This is a genomic window from Psychrobacillus sp. NPDC058041 (assembly GCF_042885655.1).
Classification (GTDB): domain Bacteria; phylum Bacillota; class Bacilli; order Bacillales_A; family Planococcaceae; genus Psychrobacillus.
Genome location: NZ_JBHVRO010000001.1, coordinates 349,322 through 365,566, shown reverse-complemented (window position 1 = coordinate 365,566; position 16,245 = coordinate 349,322). Strand labels below are relative to the sequence as shown.

At 34.3% G+C, this 16,245-nt stretch carries 14 protein-coding genes; 6 read left to right on the top strand and 8 right to left on the bottom strand.

All coding sequences use genetic code 11. The features are described 5' to 3' along the window. Positions 1-71 precede the first annotated feature (71 nt). The gene (locus ACFVR1_RS01670) at positions 72-659 is read right to left on the bottom strand and encodes an NAD(P)H-dependent oxidoreductase (protein WP_387579508.1); all 588 of its coding nucleotides are present in this window, start codon (positions 657-659) and stop codon (positions 72-74) included. A gap of 120 nt (positions 660-779) precedes the next feature. Between ACFVR1_RS01670 and ACFVR1_RS01665 the strand changes: the two genes are divergently transcribed. The 3 genes from ACFVR1_RS01665 to ACFVR1_RS01655 all read left to right on the top strand — a co-directional run bounded on the left by ACFVR1_RS01665 (position 780) and on the right by ACFVR1_RS01655 (position 4,345). After that, the gene (locus ACFVR1_RS01665; protein ID WP_387579505.1) at positions 780-1,208 is read left to right on the top strand and encodes a MarR family winged helix-turn-helix transcriptional regulator; all 429 of its coding nucleotides are present in this window, start codon (positions 780-782) and stop codon (positions 1,206-1,208) included. A 398-nt stretch (positions 1,209-1,606) separates the two neighbouring features. Beyond that, positions 1,607-2,995 (top strand): TldD/PmbA family protein, encoded by a 1,389-nt coding sequence (locus ACFVR1_RS01660; protein WP_387579502.1) that lies wholly within the window; start codon positions 1,607-1,609, stop codon positions 2,993-2,995. Positions 2,996-2,998: 3 nt separating this feature from the next. Then, entirely contained in the window at positions 2,999-4,345 is a 1,347-nt protein-coding gene (locus tag ACFVR1_RS01655; RefSeq protein ID WP_387579500.1) for a TldD/PmbA family protein, read from the top strand. Between the two features lie 237 nt (positions 4,346-4,582). On the opposite strand, the gene ACFVR1_RS01650 is transcribed toward ACFVR1_RS01655, so the two are convergent. From ACFVR1_RS01650 to hprK, 4 genes are all read right to left on the bottom strand, one after another. Next, on the bottom strand, positions 4,583-5,647 hold the full coding sequence (locus tag ACFVR1_RS01650; RefSeq protein WP_387579499.1) for a sensor histidine kinase: 1,065 nt from the start codon (positions 5,645-5,647) through the stop codon (positions 4,583-4,585). Then, positions 5,644-6,321, bottom strand: a complete 678-nt coding sequence (locus ACFVR1_RS01645; RefSeq protein ID WP_387579497.1) for a response regulator transcription factor — start codon at positions 6,319-6,321, stop codon at positions 5,644-5,646. The genes ACFVR1_RS01650 and ACFVR1_RS01645 overlap by 4 nt, the downstream gene beginning before the upstream one ends. 14 nt (positions 6,322-6,335) lie before the next feature. After that, on the bottom strand, positions 6,336-8,087 hold the full coding sequence (locus tag ACFVR1_RS01640) for an ABC transporter ATP-binding protein (protein ID WP_387579494.1): 1,752 nt from the start codon (positions 8,085-8,087) through the stop codon (positions 6,336-6,338). 348 nt (positions 8,088-8,435) lie between these two features. Then, positions 8,436-9,365, bottom strand: a complete 930-nt coding sequence (gene hprK, locus ACFVR1_RS01635; RefSeq protein ID WP_387579491.1) for an HPr(Ser) kinase/phosphatase — start codon at positions 9,363-9,365, stop codon at positions 8,436-8,438. Between the two features lie 487 nt (positions 9,366-9,852). Between hprK and ACFVR1_RS01630 the strand changes: the two genes are divergently transcribed. The 3 genes from ACFVR1_RS01630 to ACFVR1_RS01620 all read left to right on the top strand — a co-directional run bounded on the left by ACFVR1_RS01630 (position 9,853) and on the right by ACFVR1_RS01620 (position 12,855). Then, a complete protein-coding gene (locus ACFVR1_RS01630) occupies positions 9,853-10,575 on the top strand; it encodes a hypothetical protein (RefSeq protein ID WP_387579489.1) in 723 nt (240 codons plus the stop codon). Between the two features lie 38 nt (positions 10,576-10,613). Continuing rightward, entirely contained in the window at positions 10,614-11,813 is a 1,200-nt protein-coding gene (locus ACFVR1_RS01625; RefSeq protein WP_387579486.1) for a polysaccharide deacetylase family protein, read from the top strand. 370 nt (positions 11,814-12,183) lie between these two features. Next, positions 12,184-12,855, top strand: coding sequence for a DUF421 domain-containing protein (locus ACFVR1_RS01620; RefSeq protein WP_387579483.1), 672 nt, complete (start codon positions 12,184-12,186; stop codon positions 12,853-12,855). A gap of 357 nt (positions 12,856-13,212) precedes the next feature. Here the strand turns inward: ACFVR1_RS01620 and ACFVR1_RS01615 are convergent, their stop codons facing one another. The 3 genes from ACFVR1_RS01615 to ACFVR1_RS01605 all read right to left on the bottom strand — a co-directional run bounded on the left by ACFVR1_RS01615 (position 13,213) and on the right by ACFVR1_RS01605 (position 16,150). Further along, complete coding sequence (locus ACFVR1_RS01615; protein ID WP_387579480.1) at positions 13,213-14,037, bottom strand: COG4705 family protein; 825 nt, start codon at positions 14,035-14,037, stop codon at positions 13,213-13,215. Between the two features lie 108 nt (positions 14,038-14,145). Continuing rightward, positions 14,146-15,486, bottom strand: a complete 1,341-nt coding sequence (locus tag ACFVR1_RS01610) for a sensor histidine kinase (protein WP_387579478.1) — start codon at positions 15,484-15,486, stop codon at positions 14,146-14,148. Next, positions 15,476-16,150, bottom strand: coding sequence for a response regulator transcription factor (locus ACFVR1_RS01605; RefSeq protein ID WP_387579475.1), 675 nt, complete (start codon positions 16,148-16,150; stop codon positions 15,476-15,478). Before ACFVR1_RS01605 ends, ACFVR1_RS01610 begins: the two co-directional genes overlap by 11 nt. Positions 16,151-16,245 lie beyond the last annotated feature (95 nt).

The window sequence follows — 16,245 nt, the reverse complement described above, 5'->3', positions numbered from 1 at the left end:
AGTTTATGAATATGAGTTGCCTTTGAGATTTTCTGAGAGACTTTGAAATCTCCTACTATTAAAAAATATTGCTAGCGGTTTAGTTCTTTAAAATAATGATAGATTTTTTCTAGTTTTTTTGTTTGTTTTCCATTTACGTTTTCCATATGTCCGAACTCAAAAAATTTTACTTTTTTGATACCTACAAAATTAAGTAGAGCTCTTTTCATTAAAACTTGATGAGCATTATTCAACCAAAAACGCAGATAATTTGTAGGTCCCTTCATGGTCGATATACATACTACTGATTTTCCTTTCAAAAGTCCTTCTGGTAGTAACCCCTTCTTATCCTTGTAAGCAAAATTAGCAGCAAATAATTGATCAATGTATCCCATAAGCATAGCTGGTGGCCTTCCCCACCAAATTGGATATACAAACACAATTTTATCAGCCCAGGTAATTTGCTTTCTATATTTTTCGATATAAGGATCACGATGCATATCACGTCTTCGTTTATGCTCATTGAATACTAGAACTGGATTAAATCCCTCTTCATATAAATCTAATACTTGCACCTCATTAATATTAGGGTTCTCCAAACTTCCTTCAATTACCTTTTGTAAAAATGCATAATTTAAACTTTTATGATTAGGGTATGTGTAAATCACAAGCGTATTCATATTCCCTCTCCTTTTAATTATCATTTGATAACTAAATATTAACATTGCATTTTTAGTTGTCAAATGATAATTGTTTTTTGATAACATATTTGTTATCTTATTAGTAAGAGGTGAAAAGGTGTGGACAAAAACGCTCTATTTAACAAATGTATTGCATTACTAACTTCTGTTCATCGAGTAACACACGAATTAACTCAGAATGCTAAATCAGATTCTATCACACCAGTTCAATATAAAATTCTTGAATATATAACTGTTAGTCAACCTGTGACCCCTAGTGAAATTAGTGATTGTCAGCATATCACTTTGTCCAATACAAGTCGTGAGTTGAAAAAATTAAGTGAAAAAAATTTAATTGAAAAATTGAGTGATTTGGAAGATCGTCGAAAACATTACATTCGTCTCTCTAAAGAAGGAGAAACCATGATGAGCGAATCTTTTGCTACTGTAGAATTACATTTCCTAAATAGAATAAGAAATGCTTCCCAAGAAGACTTGATTGATATTGATCGCGCTCTTGATATACTTCAGACAAAACTGTTTTATTAGTAATCCTTTCCTAGTTGATTGTATAGTCGAAAATTAGCCCAATTACAATTTATGTGATTGAGCTTTTTTATGGTTCTCTAATTTAATCACATCCCTTTTATAATCGAACTTTGTTCAATCTATAACTTTACTTCTGTTACTAAACTACAGAAAAAACTACTCCTAGTTTGGTATCTAATGTCCCTAAGTTTTCCCTCCTATTCGCATATCTATTTTTTCATCTTTCTACTTCTCCTCATTTTCATTACAAAATAAAAAATTTCTTTTATTAATAATTTCTCATAAGTGTTTCATATAAATATTTAGTGACTAATTCACACAAATCACGAAATAGTCAGTTTATTTAGTGAATTCCACAAAATATTAAGCTATAATTTTAGAATAAGGGGGAAGAAAATATGATTAAACAATCTATAATTGAAAACGTGTTGGAAGCCGCACTTTTTACTGGCGGCGATTTTTCAGAAGTGTTCATTGAAGATAAATATGTAAGCACTATGGAATTGCAAAGTGGAAAAATAGAGAAAAGCATATCTGGTCGTGAATTTGGAATTGGTATCCGTATTTTTTCGGGTCTCCAAAGTATTTACACATATACAACTGATTTCTCCGAAGAAGGCTTATTACTAGCTGCAAAACGTGCTGCACTTGCAATTAAAGGAGGAGCGCAAGGCATCATTCATCCGCTCCAAAAAGAAACGATTATTCCAATTCACCATATTCACCAAATGCCACAAACAGTAGAACAAGCTAGAAAAGTTGCCATTATGAGAAAGGCTAATGATATTGCGAAAAGTTATGATGAGCGCATCCAGCAAGTTAAACTTCGCTATATGGATGAAGAACAGAATGTTCTAATTGCCAACTCGGAAGGTAAATTCGTAGAAGACACACGTGTTCACAGCAGACTGTCCATTCAAGCAATCGCAACAGATGGAGTTGAAATGCAAACTGGTTTTTATGGACCAGGTGCACATGCTGGGTTTGAATTTATCGAAAACCTAAATCTCGAACATTACGCAGGTGAGGCGGCACGAATCGCAGTTACAATGCTCGGAGCGGAAGAATGTCCGAGCGGAAAGTTTCCTGTAATAATAGACAATGAATTTGGCGGAGTTATTTTCCATGAAGCGTGTGGGCATGGTCTTGAAGCGACTTCTGTTGCTAAAAATAATTCCGTGTTCGCGAATCGTATTGGAGAGAAGGTTGCACCAGATATTGTGACATACATTGATGACGGTACACTTCCAAACGAATGGGGTTCACTTTCTATTGATGATGAAGGCGAAAAAACACGTAAAAATGTATTAATTGAAAATGGAATTTTGAAAGGTTATCTTGTTGATAAATTTAATGCTCGTCGTATGGATACAGAAGCAACTGGTTCCTCACGCCGCGAGTCATACCGTTTTAATCCTACTTCGCGTATGACAAATACGTATATTGCACCTGGAACATCAAAACCTGAAGAAATTATTGCTTCCACCGAAAACGGAATATATGCAAAATATATGGGTGGAGGCTCAGTAGATCCAGCTACAGGGGATTACAACTTTTCTGTTATGGAAGCATATCTAGTGAAGGATGGAAAAATTGGTAGCCCTGTTCGAGGTGCCACCCTTATTGGTAATGGGGCTAAATCATTGCAACTTGTAGATCGAGTAGGAAATAATCTTGGCCATGGTGCTGGAATGTGTGGATCGTTAAGTGGAAGCCTACCAGTAAATGTAGGTCAGCCGATGATTAGGATAAGTGAAATTACAGTCGGTGGGACAAAGGGGGAATAAAGGATGAATATCACAGAATTTCAACAAGAACTAATCAGCAAGGCTATGGAGGCCGGTTTCGAAGAAGCAGAAGTGTATTACGAGCATACCGAATCATTCCAATGCGTGATTTTTAAAGGCGAAATTGATAGCTACGAGACTTCTGAGGACGGTGGTTTCAGTCTACGAGGACGGTATAATGGTAAAATGGGTTATGCATTTACGGAAAAAATTGATGATGATTCTGTATTATTTTTAATCAATAATGCGAAAGCGAATGCAGATGTACTCGATGAGGATGATGGGACTAATATTTTCGAAGGAAGTAAAGAAGAGTATACTGGGCACGAGTTTTACAGTCAAGAACTCGCAAATGTCCAAATTCCGGTGAAAATAGATCTTATTAAGTCGATTGAAAAGAAAGTAATGGAGTATGATCCACGAATTGTCGCTCTTAATTATTGTGTACTGCAAGATTTTTCCGGTGAAAGAATAATTTCGAACAATAAAGGTCTTTTATTGGATGAAAAAAAGAATGGGTTAATTATCTTCATATCCACAGTAGTGAAATACGGAGAAGAAATGAAGACAGGAAACTTCATCAAAATGACACGTGATTTTAACTCTCTAAATGCCGACGAAATCGCGAAAGAAGCTGCTGAAGAAGCGTTGTCAAATCTCGGTGAAAAATCAATTCCTGCTGGAAAATACCCAATCATCATGCGATATGATGCTGCAGCATCATTACTTGCAACATACACACCTATCTTTTCAGCTGAAAATACACAAAAGGATCAGTCACTTTTAAAAGGCAAAGTGGGATTAAAAGTCGCATCGGATATTTTCACTCTGCTAGATGATCCTTTTCATCCAGATGCGGTTGCAGGTTCAAATTTTGACGGAGAAGGGGTAGCAACAAAAAAACTTGCTATCATATCAAACGGCAAACTTGAAACGCTTCTTCATAACCGAAAAACTGCAAAAATTGAGGGAGTAGAAACTACCGGTCATGCACATAAAACTTCCTATAAAAGCACTCTTTCCATCTCACCGCAAAACATTTACATCGCGCAAGGAGAAAGGACTAAGGAAAACTTAATCTCTTCAGTATCAGAAGGAGTGCTCATTACAGAGTTATCAGGACTTCATTCCGGTACGAATACGATTTCTGGAGATTTCTCCCTTGCTGCAAAGGGTTTTCATATAAAAGACGGCAAAATTTCATCACCTGTTAAACAAATGACAATCGCCGGTAACTTCTTCGACTATATGAAAGATATTGAAGAAGTAGGTGCAGATCTACATTTCCTTCCAGGTGGTTTCGGTTCACCCTCTTTGCGAGTAAAAGAACTTTCCGTTACAGTTGATTAAAGAAAAGTTATTGACTTGTTTACAATATTGGACATAATTTCAAAAGAATGTACATTACTAAGTAATTTTAGTAGTGTACATTTTTCTTCTTTCGTTTATTCAAATAAGAAATGTTACAAAATAAATTTAATGACATGGGCTAGACCGGTATGACTTTCCTTCCACCCTTATTTGTTCACCATAGAAAACATGAATAACCTCAACAAAAACAGTTCAGTCTGCTTAAATAAGTTATTTTTAGAATACTTCACCTCGCTGTAAAGGCAACGTTGTAAGAAATGTAGTTTTCACCCCAAGCTTACTTTGGACAGAGATGGTGCCGTGATGCATTTCTACAATCTTCTTCACAATAGAAAGACCTAAACCACTTCCTCCATTTGATATCGTTCTCGATTGGTCAGATTTGAAGAACCGTTCAAAAATATGCATTTGATCTTCTTCCGTTATTCCTATTCCAGTATCAGTGATGGAAATACTCACCGCATCCTCTTGTTTCCATAAACGAAGGCTAATCGTACCTTCATTTGGTGTAAACTTTATACTATTAATAAGTATGTTCATCCATACCTGATTCATCAGATCTTCATCTGCTTCTATTGAAATGGTATCAAATTGAATGTCCATTTCAATATTTTTCTCTAACCATCTTGGTTCACAAGCTAGGACAACGCTTCGCAACTGTTTATCGAGCCTATATTGCTTCGGTTCAAAAGGATGATGCTGTGATTCCAAAGATGTTAGCTTTAATAAATTGTCACTGATTTTGGACAATCGATCACTTTCCATCTCAATAATTGTTAAATAATGAAGCCGTTTCTCATCCGTCAAGTCAATGTTTTTCAATGCTTTTGCAAATCCGTTAATAGATGTAAGCGGAGATTGGATTTCATGCGAAACATTGGAAATAAATTCTTGACGCATTTTCTCCATTTCTCCTAATTCTACAGCCATATTGTTTATCCCGCTAATCAACTGTCCAAATTGATCTTCTCCATTTGCTTTAAGGTCTAATTTTACATTAAAATCTCCAGTTGCAATTTGTCGTAAAGCAGCTACAATCGTATCCCAATAAACCCGCTGTCTCTTGGAACCAAATAAAAAAATAATGACAGCCGTACACCAAAAGAAAAATATTACACCTATTACTGTAATAAGTTGTTGCCAATATCCTTGAGGATACTTCCCTATCCAATCATAAAGAAAAGAGGTTAGATGAAAAGAAAGGAACGCAAAAATGATAGTAGCTATAAGAAAAAGTGAAATCACAGATAGAATCTTTCCAATGAACTTCCTTTTCTTCATGAACCCAACTCCAAACGATATCCAAGACCCCGAATGGTTCTTATGGAAAATCCGCTATTTTCTTTAGGGAATCGTTCACGTAACCTTTTTATATGAACATCTACTGTTCGTTCATCCCCCTCATAATCAAATCCCCAAATTTCTTCTATTAATTGTTCACGTGAGAATGTTTTTCCTTGGTAACTTGCCAAAGTAAATAATAAGTCAAATTCCTTTAATCGAAGTGTACTGTTTTCTCCCATATACTCTAACTCATACGTATTACGATTCATCCGAACATTACCAACTTCCACTGTTTGAGACAAAGAAATACGATACCTTTTTAGAATGGATTTGACTCGAACAATTAATTCTGCAGGTTCAAATGGCTTAACAAGATAATCATCTGTACCAAGATTAAAACCCTTTACTTTTTGAGCAGTTTCTCCTTTTGCAGTTAACATAAGAATTGGCAAGTCATTGTAAAACTTTCGGACTTCCCTGCATAATTCCCACCCATCCATATTCGGCATCATAATATCCATAATGACCATATCTATTTTTTCTGAATCGAGCTTGGACATTGCATCTACACCGTCCACTGCTTCCAGTATATCTAGACCCTCATTTTCTAAAAATACTTTTACCAGCTCTCTAATATGACTATCATCATCCACCACTAATAGTTTTGTCATACCAATATTCCACCTCACTCTTCTTGAATACGTAATTGTTGTTTTGCAAACTCTCTGTACATTTCATGGGATTGAAATAGAGTATTATGCGTTCCACTTCCTGTAATATGTCCCTTTTCCATAAATAAAATATTGTCTGCATCTACAATAGTAGATAGTCGATGCGCAATAACAAGTGTCGTTCTTCCTTTCATCAAATTATCCAATGCTTTTTGAACATAGATTTCCGATTTACTATCGAGACTAGAAGTTGCTTCATCAAGCATTAAAATTTGAGGATCACGTAGTAATGCCCGTGCGATTGCAATACGTTGTCGTTGTCCACCAGAAAGCTTAATCCCTCGTTCTCCTACTTCTGTTTCAAACTTTTGAGGCAGTGCTAGAATAAATTGATCGGCATACGCCATCTTAGCAACCCGTTCAAGTTCTTCATCGCTCACTTCTCTTTCAATTCCATAACAAATATTATCACGTACCGTTCCAGAAAGAAGAGCACTTTCCTGAGCGACATATCCGATATTACTTCTCCATGAATGTAAAGAAAACGTATCAATCGATGTATCTCCAAGTGAAATAGTTCCTTTTGTAGGTTGATAAAAACGTTCTAACAGTGAAAATGTAGTTGTCTTCCCACCACCACTTGGTCCAACAATTGCAGTTACTTTACCAGGTTCAATTGTAAAATCAATGTCAGATAATATAAGTTCATTACCATATGCAAAATCTACATGCTTCACATGAATCGGTTCCGAAACTAACTCTAACTCTTTACCCATATGAACATCTTCTTCCATATGCTCAAGTACCGTACTAATTCGTTCAGTTGCTCCCATTGCTTTTTGCAACTGAGTAAAGAACATCGTTAGTTGAGTCATTGGAATAATAATTTGTATTAAATATAAAATAAAAGCAACCATGTCACCAGCTGTAAGTTCTCCAGAAGAGACTCGAACACCACCATATCCAATAATAGCAACGAGTACTATCATTAAAACAAAAGATATCAAAGGTGTTATTAGAGCATGTATTTTCGCTTCTTTCAATCCAAATTTGAAAAGATTTTTAATGCCTTTTTTTCCGCGACTATATTCCAGTTCCTCTGCATTTGATGCTTTTACTAAACGTGTTTCTGGTAATACTTGATTCAGCACAGCTGTAAATTTTGCAGTTTCATCTTGCATTCCTTTTGAAATAACAAACATACGTTTACCAAGTGACATTAAAATAACCATTGCAATAGGAACAGCAATTAACATCACTAACGTCATTTTCCAATCTAAAAATAATAGAATTGTAACGGATCCGATAATTGCAATAATACCCGTTAAACAATTGGCGAGATGTTCAGTAATAAGTTCTTTCACAACAGCTGTGTCATTAGTTACTCGACTTAATGTCTCGCCCGTATCATTATTATCATAATAAGCTATTGGTAAATGCAGTAGTTTTCGCCATAATCGATCTCTCAAACTAGCTACTACATGGTGCCCAACCCGGTTTAATAAATATATCGAAAGTCCGCTCGCAACTGCCTGTGCGATAAATGCGATTACTAACAAAATAATTTGCCAATAATTGAGTGACTCTATTGAAAAACCGTCCACTAATTCTTTCGTGAATAACGGAACGACAAATCCTACTCCTGTTGTTGCAAAACTCATACAAAGTGCAATTATTAATAAAAGCTTCGGTGGGTCAGTATCTTTTATTAGTTGAAAAAACTGTCGCCAGTTTACTCTTTTACTTTCGTTTATTGTTTCTTTCATAGTTCATGTTCCTCCTTGATACAACTTTGCAAGCTTACAAAAGTTACTTTAACATGCCTTTATGAACTGAATATGAAATGAGATAAAATCAAGTAGATTTGTTCATTATTAAAGCAAGAAAAATGGAACTCAAAAAATTTCTTCCGTTATTTCCCAAACAATCATTGCGAAAAATAAATAAAAAACAAAAGGTCTCGAGAGTTTATATACTCCCGAAACCTTTTGCCTAAAAATCTGACATATAGACTATTTGCACATGTTTTTTCTATTATTTATTTTACACTGCCTATGAGAAACTCTCGTATTCTTAAAAAGCTTAATTGTGGAAGTCTTCTCTATTGTTATAATTTAGTTAGATTTAGAATTATCAAAGTCTTGTTCTAGTCGTTTCACAAAATCCTCTGCGGCACTATACCCTTGCTGCTTCAAGTACCAGTTATTTGCCGCTGCTTCTATTAAGCCTGCAACATCACGACCAGGCTGTAATTGGATTTGTATATGAGGAATTTGAACGCCCATATATTCCGTAAACTTTGATTCTAACTCTAGCTCATTATTTAATGCATTATGCTCCCATTTGGTTAATTCAATATCAAGTGCTATTCGTGTTTCTTCCTGAAAAGCTGCTCTTCCGTAGAGGCGAACAACATTCAATAATCCAATACTTCGCAACGCCAGAAATTCTTTGTTCTTATCATTATGTGATCCAAGTAATGTTTGGGGACTTAACTTTTTTAAGACAACAATATCATCCGCCACCAGTCGGTGCCCTCTACCAATCAAAGTATGTGCAGTTTCACTTTTTCCAACTCCAGATTTGCCTCTTAACAGAATCCCAATACCCGAAACATTTACACACACTCCATGAATCGCACTTTCAGGTGCCATCGCTTTCACTACAAAAGCATCCAACTTCTCACATACTTCACTCATTGAGTCATGTGTACGTAATATAGGGATTTTCTTTTCCACACAGTAATCTATTAATCCTAGTGGTTCTTCTTGGTTTGATGTTATAACAATGCACGGAGGATCATATTGAACAATATTTCCAATGCGAAGCTTACATTCTTCTTCTGAAAGTGTGTGCAAGTAATTAATTTCGTTCTTTCCTAAAATCTGCACATGCTCTGTCGCAATGAAATCGAATTTATCCATAAATTCAAGCCCTGGTCGACGTACCTTTGTTTTCTTTAATGATCGTTCTAGTTGATCATTTCCTGTTAGTACCTCAAAAGAAAACCTACGGACAATATCCTCTACTGTTACTATTTTCATATTTACTTCCACTCGCCTTCTCGATTACACCATAAATTATTTGTAATGCTACCTCAATAATGTATTCCGTGCAAGTACCTATTAGTAATTTTTACAAAAAGTTCACCAATTAATCTACGACGTTTAAATAATAAGTGTTTCGAACTTTCATCTTGTTTCGTATAAACAGAAGAAATGTTCTTACAATAGCGGGAGCAATTGCGACAATTAATCAATTATAGTCCAATTATCAAATGAGTTAATTAAAACTTTTTAAGACTATTTATACTTAAAATATCCTTTGTAACCAGAAATAGCTTATTAATAAATTAATCGTTTTAACAGGATTATGTTGACATTATTCTACTTAATCATACAATAGAATTAAGAATCTAGTATTTTTGAAACTTATTTTTAACCAAAAAAATAATTACTTTTGTATCACTCTTTTTTTATCTTCATCATTTGATAGTAGTTTTAACACATAAATTATTTAGGAGATGGAACTATGACTAAGGATAACAAGAATAAATCAATAAATTGGTTTAAAAGCGTCCGTTCGAATCAAAATCAATTTTCTCACACTAACAATTACGAGGAAGAAAGCGTTATTGCCATAGAAGAGAACGAGCTTGTGCATCAAGACCAGCATTATACAACTGATAAATACATACTTTCTAAAGAAAATCAAGACAAAGTATCATTAGATTTGATAGTTTCTTTAGAAAACCTACTACACGACAGGCAACTCATTCTTTATAAGAAGGAAGGTCTTGAAGATCAGTTGCAAATAGCAAATGAAACAATTACTCGCATAAAACAAGAATTAGTGAAGAAAGAACAAATTATTCAAGATAACCATAAAGAGATACGATTACTCGAAGGCAATCTAACTAATAAGCAAATGGTATATGAACAACTTTTGGAAGATTATAAAGACTATCAAAATAACTCAAGTAATGACTTTGAAAAAGTTTCCAACCAACTAGATAAACAAATTAATAAATATAATTTGCTTAAAGAGGAATCGAATAATATTCAATATCAAAACCTACTTAGCATAAGAGAACTCGAAGAAAAAATGAGAGAACTTGAAATTGAAAATCAAAAGTCTGCACAACAATATGCAAAAATACTAGAAGAAAAATCCGAGTTGATGCAAACAATTAATGATTTTACTGATAGAATGTCTTTTTCTTTCTCTTCAAAAGCTTTGACTAACAAAGAATAAAATTTTTTTCTTTTCACTAGAAGAGAAAGGAGACAACTATGTCAGGCTATCAAGGGAAACTACTAGAACTAATATCAATCGATACCACAACCAATCAATCTTTTTTACGAATAAGAGTATTATCTAAGCAGGAAATAGATTTACTATGGGAAATCGACAGTGATACTGCAGAAAATCTAAGAACAGTTACAGAGCTTGGTGGACTGTATAAATATCGGTTATCCTTTCAGAGCATTGGAGATTCCACAACAAACAAATATACAAGTTTTATAACAAGGACGTACAGGGATCAAAGTAGTAGAATTTATTTTTCATGCTCAGAGGCTTATATAAGTGGATTAAATGCTTTAAAGTACAACGAAGATATAACTTATATAAATGATTTTAAGGTCTTGAAAGATGCTCCAGATTCAGTTACTTTTTCAGAAACAGACCAAACAAGTTATAACCAAGTTAGTCGTAATTTTACTTGGAAGATTGTAGCCTTGATAAGCATAGTATTCATTATTGTCCTAAGCACTTCTCTTCTTAATAGAGGAGAAGCTACTGGAAATGCAAAAGTAATTTCAGACAAAGAAAATCTAATAGCAAGTATAGATGACAGAGTTGAAACTGATTCTGCTAATGACTTTGTAGATAATGAAGTAATTTCCCCATTTGTTAAACTTGAAGACCCTGTAACCTTTAGTATTCCTAAAGGAAAAGTAGCACTTACTTTCGATGATGGGCCATCAAAATTTTCAAAAGAAATTACTGATATATTAATGGATTACCAGGTTGGCGGTACTTTCTTCTTCATTGGAAGTAATGTAAAAAAATTCCCTGAATCCGTTCAATATGTCCAATCACATGGATATTCTATTGGTGGACATTCTATGACTCATCCAGATTTTAAAAGAATATCCTATGAAATGCAAAAAGAGGAACTTTTACATACTAATCAATTGATAGAGGAAATTACTCAAGAAGAAGTGGTTCTTTTTAGACCACCTTATGGCTCTAAAAATGACCTAACAATGAAATTAATGAACGAAACACATAACAAGATAGTACTTTGGAATACAGACACAGAAGATTGGAAAAGCCAAGATTCTGATGAAATCTTTAAATATATACAAGAATCTAAAACATCTGGATCTATTATCCTCCTTCATGAATCACAAGTAGTTGTAGATGTATTACCTAAGATAATTGAATACTTAAAGGATCAAGATTTAGAAATCGTAACTTTATATTAGAAAACCCATTTATTTTGAAGATCCAAAGGATTCAGATTGTTTACAAACGCTCGCATTCTTCGTCTTGTTCCTGCGGAAGCTAGTCGCAGACAAAAACGTTTGCACTAGGTTGTAAGCTCATGAACTTTAGTTCTATTCGCTTCCCTCCTTATGTTGGTCCGACTCGATTGATAAGCGTTTCAAACAGTTTGTTGAAATACCAATCAAATATGACTTTGTCTTCAACCTGAATCCATTTGTTATGAAAAAACAAATGGATTTTCTTTAGTGTCAGAAGATATGTCGACCATCGCATACATAAACAATAATGCTTATTTCTACTAAGAACGGGGTATATTCTTGTATCAATTCCGAACGGAGGAGTACACGAATGTATATGGATACAATAGTGAAACTTATTGTTGGTCTTACGGCTCTTTTAATTGTCATTCGTCTTCTTGGCAAAAAAGAACTTGCCCAACTCACACCATATGATTTTATCTATACTCTTGTTATTGGAGGTGTTCTTGAAGAAAGTTTATTTGACCAGAATGTACAAATCACCCATTTTTTAGCTGCCATCTCAGTTTGGGCAATATTAATATTATTAATTGAAATAGCGACAAAGTATTGGGATCCTATCCGTATATTATTAAAAGGTGAGCCAGTAAAACTGATAAGTGATGGAAAACTTGACATGAATAAGTTTAATAAACATCATCTTGAAATGGAACAACTTCGTTCGGCACTTCGGAAGCAAGGTATATTTTCCATTCGTGAAGTACGGGATTTATATTTGGAGCCTGGCGGTGATATAACTATCAATAAGTACTCTCGTTATGACCCAGTAACAAATGAAGATATTCACTTAAAGAAAGACGATCAAGAACCATCCTTACTATTTGTAGATGATGGAAAGATAAAAGATGATATATTGAATGTGGCTGGAAAAGATCGCGTCTGGTTATTAACCAAGCTTTCACAACTTGGTTATACTAATACAAAAAGAATTGCTTATTGCGAATGGTCGAAAACGGAAGGTTTTTTTATTAAAACTTATTAAGAAAAACCGGACAAAAAGACGCCTGGTCCTTATAAATGAAAAAAGCTAGATGAGGCAGTCTAAAAAACTAAAAAAGTAGAGGGGATCCAACAATCCACACTCTACTTTTTATTTCTAGAAAATCGTTGAAAAAGGCGACACTCCTGCGGGAATAGCGTTAGTTGAAGACCCCACAGCGAAGCGAGGAGGCTGAAACAACACCCGCGGAAAGGGAGCCGTTTCAACGATTTTCTTAATAATTGGACTAGCAAAGTTGAATAATATGGACTTTTTCAGTGCCGTCACTGCGTTAATGCGTGGCCTCACCGATGTCCATAATACGACATCGGCTAGTAGTTCGTATTTGACTTTTGATTTTTACTCATCTGCATGGATCGGATTATCAATTTTTGACTTTGTTAAGTAAATCACCAAGCCCAAAATTATTAGCAGAAAGATTATACTTGTCCCCATTGTTCCTAAGCCTAGACCACCTGCATGGTGAGATTGTGATAAGAAGTCACCAAGAGAAGCACCAAATGGACGAGTTAAGATGTAGGCGATCCAAAATGCCAACACTGCGTTCATTTTAAAACGATAGTAAGCAATAACTACTAAACCTATCAATACAGCGAACATAATAGCTGAATTCAAGTAGCCAATGTTTAGCCCTTCTGCTATAAGGTCACCCGCAGAAGTCCCCAAAGCAAAGGTGAACAGGATAGCAACCCAGTAAAAAACTTCTCGCTTAGTCGTGTAGATTGAATGTATGGACAACGTTTTCTCACTAGCATACCAAATCGCAAAACTGATTAGCACTGCTATTGTAAAGATGATGGTAGTTGTAACAAGAGGTATTCCTAAATTATCAACTAAATTATCGGAACCTAGCGTACCAACCACACTGATTAATACAACCGTTAACCAGTATAAACTTGGTACGTACTTACTAGCTTTGAACTGAAAGAACAAAGTAATGATCAAAAGTACGCTCATTATAAGGGTAGTGATAGTAAGGCCTAAGTTAAACTTTTCGTTTATAAAGTCTGCTGCCGTCTCTCCCACCGTGGTCGCCATGATTTTTATAATCCAGAAATAGATTGTTATGATTACCGGAACCTTATTTAACAATTGTCTACCTTGTGATTTTGAATTTAAGACTTCCCTAGAAACAGCTGCTTGATCGTTTCTATAATTCCCCATTTATTAATCCTCCTCATTTTTTAATATTATTCCCTAGAGAAAACTATAAAATACAAGAATGAAAAACAAATGAAAATTAATGGTTTTTTTTGAATGTTAAACATTTTTTCAATCTCTACTAATTGCTTTTGTAAGTGGTATTGTTATTGTAAACTCGCTTCCTTTATTCAAATCGCTCGTAACATTAATAGTGCCATTTAATGATTCTACAATAGATTTACCAATAGGTAATCCAAGACCTGAACTACCACTTTGACGTGAACGACTTTTATCGACACGGTAAAAACGGTCAAATATACGCTCTTGCTGTTCTAAAGGAATACCAATACCATTGTCGCTAACAACTATATATAGCTTTTCATTTTGATAATCTGTCTTCAGTTCATAGGAGATGCTTATCTTTCCTCCACTTGGTGTGTACTTTATTGCATTATCAAAAAGGATGTACAGCAATTGCTTTAATTTTTCTCTATCAGTAAACAGAATTTGTGGAGTTAATATTTGTAAATCCAATAATATCTTCTTAGTTTCAGACAAATGATGGAATGACCTTAAAATTTGTTGCATTAACTCTTGCAAGTCAAACTCCTCAGCTACAGACGATTGTTCCCTTGAATCTGACCGTATTAAAAATAATAAATTACTTACTAGTTGTGTTGTGCTTCTTATTTCTTCTTTTAAATCAGATAATATACTTTTAGAAAATGATGAAAATTTATTGCCCTCTTCATATTCAATAACTTCTAAACCAGACTTTAAAACACTTAAGGGTGTCCTTAACTCATGGGAAGCATCCGCAATGAATTCTGATTGTAGATTATAGGTTTTTAGTATTGGTTCCATCGCTCGTTTTGTCATAGCTTGTCCTACTATAAGAGCAATGACAAAAAAGATGAGAGATATTCCAAGAAGGATCAACAAAAAATGGATAAACATATTTCTTAAAAAAGTAATATCCTTTCCGATATAAATAGTTCCTTTTAGGCTACCCTTTTCATAAACATTTTGTGAAACGATAAGAAGATATATAGAGTTATTTTTGGAAAGTTGTATCTTTTGATATTTAGCCTCCATGTCAGAGGGTTTCCAATTCTCCACCGTTTTTAAAAAAAGAGCTCTCATTTTTATTGAAAACTCATCAATTATCACTAATTCATTATTTGATTTTAGAAAATAGGTTAGGAATACTCCTTGCGTTTTAGTACTGTTAGATTCTGTTCCAGTATTCTGATTTAGAACACTTGATAATTCCTTACCATCCGTTTGTAACTCTTTTATCTCTTGTTTGGCTATATCGAACATCGTTACTTTTTGTTCATTGTACATATTGATAAAAAGAAAAATACTAATCACAATATTAAAAAGTAATAAAAATACAATTAGCATCCTACTGTTATATTGGGCTAAATTTTTTCTAGTTGTAGAAAATACATTTACATTATGTTTCAACGGAATATCCTACTCCTCGAATATTACAAATAATTGTTTTTTCGCCTTCTTGGTCCACTTTTTTTCGAAGAAGTCTGATATAAGCATCCACCGAATTGCTTGTAACCTCTGCATTATAACCCCATACTCGGTCGAGAATTACTTCTCGAGTTAAAACCTTTCCTTTATTCCGAATTAATAAATCTAGTAATTGGAACTCTTTTGGAGTTAAAGATATTTCGATCCCATTTCGGTGTAAAGTATGTTTGGTCCGATCAATAGTTAAATCACCAAAAATAACCACATCCTCTTGTATGGGAGCATAGTTTCTTCTGGAAAGAACACGGATTCTCGCAAAGAGTTCTTCAAACTCAAATGGTTTTGTTAGGTAATCGTCAGCGCCAGAGTCGAGACCTTTTACTCGATCTAGCACATCGTCTTTCGCTGTTAAGATTAAAATCGCGCCTATATATCCATTTTGTCTTAATCTTTGGCAAACCGTTATTCCATCCAATTCAGGTAACATCCAATCTAAAATTAATACATCATAATGAGATTCTATAGCATATTCATACGCTTCTCTTCCATTCGTATACCATTCCACCGTGTATCCTTCTTTTCTTTTTAGCATATGTTCTAACAACTTGCCTAAACGATGATCGTCTTCTGCCAATAGAATCTTCATGATCGTCCACCTGTCTTCAAGAATTTTTCCAACTAGATTCTCATCTATTTTTAACGCAACTATAGTTTATATAATGATAATATACACAAAATTCT